The organism is Ruminococcus sp. CAG:330 (genome assembly GCF_000437175.1).
Classification (GTDB): Bacteria; Bacillota; Clostridia; order Oscillospirales; family Ruminococcaceae; genus Ruminococcus_C.
In genome coordinates this window covers 6,549-16,735 of sequence record NZ_FR898007.1, presented here as the reverse complement: position 1 = coordinate 16,735, position 10,187 = coordinate 6,549, and the positions used below count along the sequence as shown (strand labels likewise).

Here is a 10,187-nt window from a genome sequence, read left to right as displayed (position 1 = left end):
CGGATTATGTGGCAGATCCCATCTCTTTTCGATACAACGCAGCTGTTGCCGCCTATGTCCGGCGCACGAGAAAACCGGTGGAGGACATGGCACGGTTTTTGCAGATGCATGTGCAGGAAATCGACTGCATGGATATCATTTGTCCGAACGGCACACGAAAGGCACAGATGGCACAAAAGGTATCCAATGCCGAACTGCCGGTTTACATGACCTCCTCTGTGCCGCAGCTGGTGGAAATTGCCCATGCCGATGCCGGAAAGGCAAACGGCATTCGCTTTTTGGCGAAACGGTGCGGTATCTCATTAGAGCAGGTGATGGCGTGCGGAAATGCGGACAACGATGCGGAAATGCTGCGGGATGCTGGCATGGGCGTAGCGGTCGCCAATGCCATGGAGAGCTGTCTGGCAGCGGCAGACGATATCACAGATTCCAACGATGAGGATGGCGTGGCAAAAGCGGTAGAACGTTTCGTGCTCTCCGAAGAAAAATACTTTTGATTTCATTGTGTGCGACATTCACAAAAATAAGCCATCAAATTGACAAAAAATTATTGAATTTCATATCCTTTCCTGCTATAATAGAAAGCGGAAAGGGAATTTGAAAGAAAGGAATGGATATGAGTCCGACAAAAGAAAAGAAACGGAAGGCAAACAGTCTTCGGAGTCTGCCGGGGAAGATTCTGGCGGTGTGTATTTGTCTGCTTCCGTTTCTCACCAGAGAGATCGCCGTGGCGCTTCCGGAATCGGTGCGCAGTGCCTATTTTTATCCGGCGGGGCAGACCAGCGTGAACGATTTTGAACAGTATTGCCGTGAGATTGCCCTTCTGATGATAGCAGCAGTCTTTGGCATTTGGACGCTGGCGGAGCTGCTGCGGCGAAAGCTAAAGCTATCGCAAAAACACTCCCATGGAGCAATGCTTCTGCTGCTTGCCGGATATCTTGGGCTGGGACTTGCTTCCACTCTGCACTCCGCATATTTGCCCGAGGCGTTGATGGGAATTCATCAGGTGTACGAGGGGTATTTGGCGCTGGCATCCTATGGCATTGTCTTTGTTGCCGCATGGTATTGGACGGGACGGGACGGTGTGCAGCGATTTGTGCGGGAGTGCCTGACGGTGCTGTTCCTTGTCATTGGCGTGACGGCACTGCTGGAGAGCTGCGGCATCTTCTATTATAACAATCCGCTGGTGCAGCTGGTCGGCGGATTAGACGGCAAGGTAGGACCAAGTGAGGACGGCTCCATTGCCATGATGTTCGGCAATTCCGATTACCTCGGCATGTATTGTGCATTTCTGTTGCCGGTGTCGGCTTCGATGATCTCCAGAAAGGATTCTATGCTGCGGCTGATGGTGCAGATCCTGGCTTCGGTTTTGCTGGCAGCAGCACTGCTGCAAAGCAAGGTGATGAGTGCAATCCTGATTGGATTTGGAATGACAGCGCTCTTTTTGCTGGTGTGGCTGCTGCGCAGCAATTGGCGTAAAGCGGGGAAGCGTCTGGTCTGCGGCGGTGTCTGTGTGGCAATTGTGGCAGGCGGAATCGGATTTGTTGCCTCCCGCAGCGGTGACACGCTCTCAGAAAAGATACAGCACACCATGATCGGCATGGAGCAGGAGGAGACGTTCCGGCTGCTTTCCATGCGGGTGGATGGAAATGCGCTGGTGCTGCGGAATCAGGACACGGAGTTTCGTGTGGAAACGGCGGAAGCCCGCCTTTCTGCGGATGACATGACGTATACCTGCAATGATGCAGCAGTTGTGCCACAGACGGAAACTGATGGGATGCTTACCTTTGCCGAACCGGCATTGCAGCACTGTCAGCTGCAAATCGAGGGAAATAAGCTTTCGTTCCTGCTGGGATATGCCACGCCGTTACAGGCAATTCGAAAAGCAGACGGCTGGCAGGTGCTTGGCATTGGCGGCGAACTGCTGGATCAGGTGCCGCTGGTGAGCGAAAACCCACGGCTGGCAGCATGCTATCCGTATTTGAATGGCCGTGTCTTTGTGTGGGCGAACACAATTTCTGTATTGCCGGATTGCATCGTTCTGGGACACGGACCGGCGACCTCGCTCTTTTATTTGAATCAGAACGACCTGCCGGCACTGCTGAATATTTTCGGCACTTATGTACTCTATAATAAACCGCACAGCTGGTATTTGCAGATGGCACAGGATACGGGGCTGCTCTCCCTGGCAGCTGTCGTTGGCATGCTGGTGCTGTTTCTGGTGTGCGGCGGAAAGAATTGCTTTGGAAAGAAAGGAATGTTTACCCCGTTCCGTGGGGCGCTGTTCTTTGCCGTCGAAACGTATTGCCTGCTGGGCTTTTTCCACGACAGCCTGATCTATCATGCACCGATGTTCTGGTTCCTGTTTGGAATGAGCTGGCGGGAGTTGTCACAAAAGAAAACCTCAGAGTCTGCATGAACGCTGGGCAAACCGCGAGAAGATGCAGTTGATTTTAGGAATGAGAGGACCTGATTGTTATGAAAAAGCAATTGTTGCGTGTAGCTGGATTTCTTCTGGCGTGTACAGTCGCAGTTGTTTCGATCCCGAGCACGGGGGCATTTGCAAAGGAAGCAAATGCGTCTGAAACCTATGAGTTATCGCTTCGCACAGCAGATGACAGAAGAAGCAGCTCTTGCATTATTTCCTCTCTGGATACCGCAGAAAATGATGTGACGGTCAAAGTCGGAATGTACATCAATTCGGAGGACTGGGATCCGGAACACTATATCGAGATCGTCTCCGCCAGATGGGAGGCAACGGCCGCTGTAGACGGCGCCATTCTCTCGCAGAACAGTGCGATGAAATGCGTACAGTTCAGCAATGTTTCCAATATTTTGGCAATGGGAAAGACCAAGACCATCACCTATAGCGGCGGCACTTACCAATCCAAATACGAACCGTACTGTCTGGCGCAGATCGTGACGGTCGATGACCAGAGCCGTGAGCTGGATCGTTCCTCTTCATTGAACGTCACCACACTGGACTACGCCTTTGACCCGATTTTCGGCAGCGTGGTCTATACAGCAGATAACCAGCAGGTGCGGTTCAGTGCCAGATATTACGAGAGTCAAGAGGACAAGAATGCCGATCTGGCAGAAAAAACGACGACCCGCAAAAAGCTGCACCGGTATTATTGCGATATCCAGTATAATTCTGAGGGAATCCCTTATTATACGTTTGACTATATCGATCAGCATTCCTTTGAACAGCAGGAAGCAATAGGCCTTTTGCCCTGCTATGATCCTGCGATGGCGGCAAACAAACCAGTTCCCGGTATGTCCAACTTCTTCCAGTGGGTATATACGGGAAGCACACCGACACAGTTCCTGGGGGCATCCGATGAGTTCCCGCTGATTACATTTGACATCACCCTGAAAAAAGGAACACCGGAGGGCGCCTATTACATCGACTTCGTGGACAACGAAACTTCCGCATCCATGGGCGGCGGCAATACATTTATCTCCGGACGGAATCTGCCGGTTTCCTATCCGGATGCTGATCGGCTGAACGGCTTTACCATTTATGTGAATGAAGATGCGCCGCGAATCACCACGGAAACCTCCACAGAAACAACGACAACCACAACCACTACCACAACAACGACTACGACGACAACAACGACTACGGAATCTGAGTCTCTTACGACAGAGCCGGAAACTACGGAGAGCGTGAAAGAGACAACGGCGCCCACAGAAGAAACCACTGACACAACGGAACTCACAGAGGACACTGCACTGACCTTCTCAGAAACTGAAGAAACTACCACAGAAACCACAGCGGAAACAGACCTGACAAGTGATTCCGTTTCCACGGAGAAGACCACGGCTGAGACAACTTCGTCGGAAACTACCGCAGAAACTACAGATACCACGGAAACGACGACGACACGCTACGATCCGGAGGTATATCTGGAGCCAAAGCAATCTATGACAGAACGGGATACGGCAATCCTGAAGCTGTACAATCTGCCCTCGGATGCCGCAGTGGTGTGGATCTCCTCGGCGACAGATGTTGTCACTGTGCTGGACCACGAGAAAACGTATAGCCTTGTCTACGCAAAACACCCCGGAAAGGCAACAGTATACGCACTGGTAAGCGGTAGAGTCTATTCCTGTGAGGTGACAGTCTCGGAGAAAATGCGGGTGGAGATAGAGCTTTGCGGCGATGTCAACTGTGATGGCAACATCACGCTTGCCGATGTGGTCTTTTTGGGACACTATCTGATCGATGGGGTGCAGCTGTCAGATGTTGCAGTCAAGAATGCGGATTGTAACAGAAACGATACCGTTGAGAGCGCCGATGCGGCAGCCCTCATGAAATTCCTGATTCATATGGTAGATGCGCTCCCGCTGGAGTCTGCTGAGTAAACGGAAAAAAATACATTCGAAAAAAACACCGCTGCGGGATTTCTTACAGCGGTGTTGGTGTTTTGGTTATTTGGATTCGGAATCGCCCAGATAAGTTTCGATGATGTATTTGGGACGGGATTTGGTTTCTAAGTAAACCTTTCCGATGTATTCGCCGATGATGCCAATGGCGAGAAGCTGGAGTCCGCCAATCGCCCAGATGGAAACGGCGAGGGATGTCCAGCCGGTTATGGTTGCACCCATGGCGTGGCGAATGACAGAGTAAATCAGCATGCCGATGCTGACAAGAAAAATCAGTGTGCCGAGAATGGTAATCATGCGGATAGGACGAATGGAGAGGGAAGTCAGCCCCTCCCACGCAAATGCAAGCATCTTTTTCAGCGGATACTTGGATTTTCCGGCAGGACGCTCTTTTCTGGCATAGGTGACAATGTCGCTGCGGTAGCCGATCATGGGGACAATGCCGCGGAGAAAAAGATTGACCTCGCCGAACTCTGCCAATCCATCCAGCGCACGCCGGCTCATGAGCCGGTAGTCAGCATGGTTGTAGACCAGTTCGCCGCCCATGCCGGACATGAATTTATAGTATCCCTGCGCCGTGCAGCGCTTGAAAACGGTGTCTGTCTCCCGATCGCTGCGAACGCCGTATACAATGTCGCAGCCGTCCTGAAACTTTTGCAGCATGGCATCCATGGCATTGATGTCGTCCTGTAGATCAGCATCCAGGGAAATGGCGGCGTCGCAGAAGCTGCGGGCAGTCATCAGTCCGGCAAGGAGAGCGTTCTGGTGCCCGCGGTTGCGGGAGAGCTTGATACCCTGAAACCGGCTGTCTTTCTGGTGCAGCTGGGAGATGATCTGCCATGTGCGGTCTTTGGAGCCGTCATCCACCAAGAGAATCCGGCTGCTCTCCGCAATCAGCCCGCTTTGCAGCAGCTGGTCGTACTTGATGCGCAGCTGCTCCGCTGTGATGGGAAGCACTTCCTGCTCATTGTAACATGGGATGACGAAATAGATGCAGTTCATGACAGATGTCCTTTCGCAAAGCGTAGAAATTCAGGGCAGCACCGCATCAATCATGCCCGACAAGATTTCCTGCGGTGCTGCAGTTATCATTGTATCATAAACTTTGGATTCTGTCAAATTGCCGGTGATTTAGCTTCGCCGTGTCTTGTGGCTTGCCGGCTTTTCCGCAAATTTGGAGTAGAGGAATTTCTGCTCGCGGTACAGTCCGTAGTAGCCGGAGAGCAGGTAGCTGACAGCGATGGCAAGTAAGTAGTACGGCGTGCCCTGCGCACCGAACAGTTCGATGGCAATCAGCAGCGAGGCAAGGGGACAATTCGTCACACCGCAGAACAGGGCGATCATTCCCACAGATGCACAGAAAGAGGGGGACAGGTGCAGCAGCTGTCCGAACAGACAGCCGAATGTTGCGCCAATGAAGAATGAGGGGACGATTTCACCGCCCTTGAATCCGCCGCCCAGCGTCACTGCCGTGAACAGCATCTTTGCCAGAAAGGCATACCAGACGACCTTTCCGGCAATGGCGGAGGAGATGACATTGGTACCGACTCCCAGATAATCCCGACTGCGCAGAAGCAGGAGTAGAAGCAGAAGAATGCCGCTCGCTACCAAAATCCGCAGATAAGGGTTGGGGAATTTTTGTTTCAGCCACTTTTCGCACTGGTGCAGCAGGATGCAGAAGAGAATGCTCACAGCTGCACAGAGAATCCCCAGCAGCAGAATTTTGAGCGCCGGAAGCGGATGCAATCCCGGCACTTGGGTCACGGAAAAGTGCGCCAGCGGAATTCCCAGCTTCGAGGCAAGATAAGATGCGGTCAGAGAGGAAATGGTGCAGGGGACAAGCGCCGCATACTGCATTGCGCCGACGCATCCGACCTCCATGGCAAACACGGCAGCTGCAATGGGTGTGCGGAAAATTGCGGAAAATGCAGCACTCATGCCGCAGAGAATCATAACACGGATATCCCGTTCGTTCAGCCGGAATAGCCGTCCCAGTAAGTTCCCGACGCTTCCGCCCAGCTGAAGCGCAGCGCCCTCTCTGCCGGCGCTGCCGCCGCAAAGGTGGGTGATGATGGTAGAGATAAAGATCATAGGTGCCATCTGAACCGGAAGCTCCGCCTCGGAGCGCAGGGAGGCGAGCACCATGTTGGTGCCTTTGTCGTTCTGGTCGTGGGAAATGCGGTAGAGCCAGACGATCAGAAGTCCGCCGAGGGGAAGCGTCAGAGGCATCCAGACGAAATTGGTGCGGAGCGTGGTCACAGACTGAATACAGTAGACAAATGCCACGCCGATGAGTCCCATAATGCTGCCGGTGAAAACGGAAAAGAACGTCCATCGAATCAGCAGCCGCATGTGGGACAGGATGTGGATACCGCTGTGCAGCAGCTTTCCTTTCCAGCGATAGTACAGCGGGTTGTGCGGTTTCATAAAAATCATCTCCTGATTCTGACAAAAACAGTCCTCCTCGAAGCCGGAACTTTTCGGAGGACTGTGTCATGTTTGTGATTGCGATGACCTCGCCAAGGGGAGAGCCATCAATAATTTTCGGCTTTTACCATAAAATAGGATTGCGGGTGCTGGCAGACCGGACAGACTTCCGGCGCTTTCTTACCGATGACAATGTGTCCGCAGTTGGCGCATTCCCAGATGACATCGCCGTCCTTGGAGAATACGCAGTCGCCCTCGATGTTGGCGAGAAGCTTGCGGTAGCGTTCCTCGTGAGTCTTTTCAATGGCACCAACAGCCTCGAACAGTGCAGCGATCTGCGTGAAGCCCTCTTCCTTTGCCTGCCGTGCAAATTCCTGATACATATCCGTCCACTCGTAATTCTCGCCGGCAGCAGCATCGCTCAGGTTCTGTGTCGTTTCCGGCATACCGCTGTTGAGCAGCTTGAACCAGATCTTTGCGTGCTCCTTTTCATTGTTAGCGGTTTCCTCAAAGAGCTTTCCGATCTGGACATAGCCGTCTTTTTTTGCCTTGGAGGCGTAGAACGTATACTTGGTGTAAGCCTGTGATTCGCCGGCAAAAGCAGCCAGCAGATTTTTTTCGGTCTGTGTTCCTTTGAGTTCAGCCATGGGAATACTCCTTTCTAAGCAGCTTCTTATTTTTGTTGACATTCCGGACAGAGTCCGCTGAATACGATGTGGTGGGAGTCGATCAGAAATCCGTGAAGATTTTGAATCTTGCTGCAAAGATCCGCCTGATACGGCATATCAACATCAAAGACACGCCGGCATCTGCGGCACTCCATGTGATAGTGAGGCGTGTTGTTGAAGTCAAAGCAATCCGCACCATTGGGAATCGGGATGTGCTGAATCTCTCCCTGTTCCGATAAAATCTTGAGATTACGGTAGACCGTCGCTTTGCTGATCAGCGTGTTTTCCGAAGAGATTTCCCGAAAAATCTCCTCTGCCGTGGGGTGATTATGCATGCGCTGTACCGTTTCCAGCACAAGACGGCGCTGCAGTGTGTTGCGATTTTTCATAAAATCATCCTTCGCCATGGTTGTATAATGATACTAATTCCTAATTAAAATTATATACTACCTGCGGAGATTTGTCAAGAGAATCTATGAAAAAAAGCGGGGATTTTCCGGATTTTTATTTGGCAGCGGAATCTGCGCTGTCATCGCAGAAGGTGACAGATTCGCCGTTAAGAATTTTGTTGGAGGTGCGCATTGCACACATTTTTCCGCACATGGTGCAGGTGTGGCGATCCTTGGGCGGACGGCTTTCGAAGTAATTGCGAGCCTTTTCCGGATCGATGGCCTGCTCGAACATGCCCTCCCAGTCGATGGCGCAGCGTGCACGGCTCATGGCGTTGTCCCACTCCCGTGCGCCGGGGATGCCGTTTGCCAGATCGGCAGCGTGTGCAGCAATCTTGGATGCCACAATGCCGTCCCGCACATCCTGCAGATCCGGCAGACGCAGATGTTCCGCCGGTGTCACGTAGCAGAGGAAATCCGCACCGCTTGCCGCAGCGATGGCACCGCCGATGGCAGAGGTGATGTGGTCATATCCCGGTGCAATGTCGGTGACAAGCGGGCCGAGCACATAGAACGGTGCACCGTGGCAGATGCGCTTTTGCAGCTTCATATTGGCAGCAATTTCGTCCATGGTCATATGGCCGGGACCCTCTACCATAACCTGCACATCCCGCTCCCATGCACGCTGGGTCAGGTTGCCAAGCTCGATCAGCTCGGAGATCTGTCCGGCATCGGTGCTGTCGGCATTGCAGCCGGGACGCAGGGCATCGCCAAGACTGATGGTCACATCGTACTTTCTCAGGATGTCCAGAACATCGTCATAATATTCATAGAAAGGATTTTCATTTCCCGTCATCTCCATCCACGCAAAGAGCAGAGAACCGCCACGGGAGACAATGTTGGTGGTACGCTTGGTGCGCTTCAGCGCCTCTACAGCACGGCGGTTGATGCCGGCGTGAATGGTCTGGAAGTCTACGCCCTCCTTGGCGTGCGCCTCCAGCACTTTCAGGAAGTCCTCGGCCTTGATGTCTGCCAGTTCCTTTTCCAAGTAGCCGATGGCATCGTACATGGGCACTGTGCCGATCATGGCAGAGGACATCTCGATCAGCTGCTTGCGGAAGGTGTTGGTCTTGCCGTAGTTGGAGAGATCCATGATGGCCTCGCAGTTGAATTTCAGCGCAAGCTTTACCTTTTCGAATTCAGCGGAGTAGTCCCGGCAGTCACCGGAGATTCCAAGATTGACATTGATCTTGGTGCGCAGTCCTTCGCCGATGCCGTAGGGATGCAGGCTCTTGTGGTAGATGTTCGCCGGAATACAGATTGTACCCTTGGCAACACGCTCCCGAACCAGTTCCGGTTCCAGATGCTCTTCTTTTGCCACGGTTTCCATTTCCGGTGTCAGGATTCCTTGTTTGGCAGCGTCCATTTGTGTAGCATAAGTAGACATATGAAAAATCCTTTCCAGAGCCGCTTTCAGCTCTTACACGAAATTTGCCGCACAGGGCGGAGATATTTTGCAGAAAATCCGGTTGTCGATGAAAAACGTCGTTATATTGCATCTTTTTGAAAAAAAGAAGGTGCATTGTGTGCAATGGGACCGTTGCCATGTCCCAGATGCAGTCCTGCCTGAAGTGCCTGCGTCAGATATACCTTGGCACGGCGGACGCTCTCCTCCAGCGAAAATCCCAACGCCAAATGTGACGCAATGGCGGAGGACAGGGTGCAGCCTGTCCCGTGGGTGTCTGTGGTGGGGACACGTTCTCCGTGCAGCCAGATACAGCTGCCGTCTTTGGCAAGGACATCGTCACATTGTGCGGCAGCGTGTCCGCCCTTGAGCAGGATCGCCGTCCGGAACTGTGCGGAGAGCTGCAGGGCAGCCTGTTCCATTTGCTCCGGACTGGTGATTGCCGTGCCGGTAAGGACCTCGGCCTCCGGAATGTTGGGGGTAATCAAAGCGGCGAGGGAAAACAGATTCTCTTTCAGTGCTTTCTGCGCACTGCTTCGCAGCAGTGACGCACCGCTGGTGGCGATCATCACCGGATCCAGCACCAGTTTGGTCAGGCGGTAGTGCTGCACCATCTCTGCAATGGCGTGAATCTGCGGAACATCGTAGACCATGCCGATTTTCACGGCAAGGGGCGGAATGTCCTCACAGACTGCGGCAATCTGCGCCTGTAAAAACGCTGCCGGAACGGGATGGATTTCCCGCACACCTGTGGTGTTCTGTGCCGTCAGTGCAGTGATTGCGCTCATGCCGTAGCAGCCCAGTATGGTCATTGTTTTCAGATCGGCTTGGATGCCGGCACCGCCGCTG

Annotated in this window: 9 protein-coding genes; 3 read left to right on the top strand and 6 right to left on the bottom strand. The window is 52.9% G+C overall.

The window, feature by feature from the left end; all coding sequences use genetic code 11:
* From QZL66_RS02115 to QZL66_RS02105, 3 genes are all read left to right on the top strand, one after another.
* Positions 1-497: HAD family hydrolase (locus tag QZL66_RS02115; RefSeq protein ID WP_293601775.1), on the top strand; the 497-nt coding region annotated here is incomplete at its 5' end.
* A 119-nt stretch (positions 498-616) separates the two neighbouring features.
* Positions 617-2,419 carry an O-antigen ligase family protein gene (locus tag QZL66_RS02110; RefSeq protein ID WP_022410112.1) on the top strand — a complete coding sequence of 601 codons (1,803 nt, stop codon included), beginning with the start codon at positions 617-619 and terminating at the stop codon, positions 2,417-2,419.
* Positions 2,420-2,478: 59 nt separating this feature from the next.
* Positions 2,479-4,368: a dockerin type I repeat-containing protein gene (locus tag QZL66_RS02105; RefSeq protein WP_022410111.1), complete on the top strand. Its 1,890-nt coding sequence runs from the start codon at positions 2,479-2,481 to the stop codon at positions 4,366-4,368.
* A 66-nt stretch (positions 4,369-4,434) separates the two neighbouring features.
* Here QZL66_RS02105 and QZL66_RS02100 read toward each other — a convergent pair whose 3' ends face one another.
* The 6 genes from QZL66_RS02100 to thiD all read right to left on the bottom strand — a co-directional run.
* Complete coding sequence (locus tag QZL66_RS02100; protein WP_022410110.1) at positions 4,435-5,391, bottom strand: glycosyltransferase family 2 protein; 957 nt, start codon at positions 5,389-5,391, stop codon at positions 4,435-4,437.
* A gap of 129 nt (positions 5,392-5,520) precedes the next feature.
* Positions 5,521-6,816: a chloride channel protein gene (locus QZL66_RS02095; RefSeq protein WP_022410109.1), complete on the bottom strand. Its 1,296-nt coding sequence runs from the start codon at positions 6,814-6,816 to the stop codon at positions 5,521-5,523.
* A gap of 107 nt (positions 6,817-6,923) precedes the next feature.
* Complete coding sequence (gene rbr / locus QZL66_RS02090) at positions 6,924-7,463, bottom strand: rubrerythrin (RefSeq protein WP_022410108.1); 540 nt, start codon at positions 7,461-7,463, stop codon at positions 6,924-6,926.
* Between the two features lie 26 nt (positions 7,464-7,489).
* Entirely contained in the window at positions 7,490-7,873 is a 384-nt protein-coding gene (locus QZL66_RS02085; protein WP_022410107.1) for a Fur family transcriptional regulator, read from the bottom strand.
* 115 nt (positions 7,874-7,988) lie between these two features.
* Complete coding sequence (thiC, locus tag QZL66_RS02080) at positions 7,989-9,320, bottom strand: phosphomethylpyrimidine synthase ThiC (protein ID WP_022410106.1); 1,332 nt, start codon at positions 9,318-9,320, stop codon at positions 7,989-7,991.
* A 101-nt stretch (positions 9,321-9,421) separates the two neighbouring features.
* Positions 9,422-10,187, bottom strand: a 766-nt coding sequence (thiD, locus tag QZL66_RS02075) for a bifunctional hydroxymethylpyrimidine kinase/phosphomethylpyrimidine kinase (RefSeq protein WP_293601774.1), incomplete at its 5' end; no start/stop codon positions are given.